Annotated in this window: 1 protein-coding gene and 1 pseudogene; one reads left to right on the top strand and one right to left on the bottom strand. The window is 69.7% G+C overall.

The features are described 5' to 3' along the window. Nucleotides 1-309 (top strand): annotated as a pseudogene (locus tag AB0I03_RS26780) (MFS transporter); the annotation flags it as partial. A 179-nt stretch (nt 310-488) separates the two neighbouring features. Here AB0I03_RS26780 and AB0I03_RS26775 read toward each other — a convergent pair. Beyond that, a partial coding sequence (locus AB0I03_RS26775; protein ID WP_360417406.1) for a maleylpyruvate isomerase family mycothiol-dependent enzyme occupies nt 489-1,241 on the bottom strand: 753 nt, incomplete at its 5' end.

Genomic DNA, 1,241 nt, shown 5'->3' with positions numbered 1-1,241 from the left:
CTGGGTGCCTGCGGCCCCGCTTCGATGATCGGCTTCGACTTCGCGCGGCCGGCCAATCCGCCGGAGCGTCAGGGCACCGCGTCCGGCATCGTCAACATGGGCGGCTTCACCGCCTCGATGACCACCCTGCTCGCCGTCGGCATCCTGCTCGACGCCACCGGAGACAACTACCGGATCGCGTTCGCCTCGGTCTTCGTGCTGGAGGCGCTCGGTGTCACGCAGATCCTCCGGCTGCGCAGCCGTGCGGCCCGGCGTGAGCGGGAACGTCTGGTCGTCAGCAGGGTCGAGGCTGTCCACGTCCCGGCCTGACGCTGCCGAGGCCGGTGTGCAACCGCGGCAACCGTTTCACGTGAAACCAAGGAGATCGTTTCACGTGAAACGGGTAACTCCCTGCGCACCGTCCGGCCGACGGGCAGTGGTTCGGGCCGGCTGAGGACCGCGTCCCGTCAGCGCCGCCGGTTGCCCGTCGGCTGCCGTCGCGGCCTCCGTTACGGCGTCACCGCGAGGTTGTCGAGGATGGCCTGGGCCAGCTCCTGGTCACCGTCGATCTTGACCTGCTCGGCGACCGTCGACGGATGGACCCGACCGCAGGCCAGCTGGTGGAAGGTGTCCCAGTCCATCGCCAGCGTCACCGTCGGGCCCAGCGAGACGCTGCCGTCGACGGTCGCCTTCCCCTCGGCGTCGACCCGGACGGTGCGCATGAACTCCACCGGACCGCTGATGTCGAAGACCACCGTCGAACTGGCCGGCGCCTTGGCTCGGTTGGTGACGATGCCAGGCAGGACCCGCACCAGCAGATCACGGGCCACCAGCGCACCGGGCGAGTCGAGGTTGCCGGGCTGCCCGAGCGTGCGGCGCAGGTCCTGCTCGTGCGCCCAGACGTCGAACGCCCGCTGCTCCAGGATGAATTCGAGTGTGCGGTCCTCCCCGAGCGGGCTGCGCACCACGGTGTCCGGCTGGCGGGTCTCGTTCCGCAGCTGCCGGGAACGCCGGATGACGGTGTATTCGAGCTCGCTGAGCATCTCCGGTGCGGTGTGGTGTCGACGGACGTCGACCTGGACCTCCATCCGGCGGGCCGACTCGCTGCGCACGTGGTAGAGGTCGCGGGGCAGCGTGTGGATCGGCCGGGGGTCGCCCAACATCTCGCATTCCAGGCCGATGACATGGGAGACGATGTCGCGCACGGACCAGCCTGGGAGGTCCGTCGCCCTGTTCCACTCACCCTCGACGAGCGGCGTCAC

Source organism: Glycomyces sp. NPDC021274, assembly GCF_040641195.1.
In the GTDB taxonomy this organism is placed as follows: domain Bacteria; phylum Actinomycetota; class Actinomycetes; order Mycobacteriales; family Micromonosporaceae; genus Glycomyces.
Note: the sequence above shows the minus strand (reverse complement) of the source record. Positions and strands in the feature narration are given on the sequence as shown.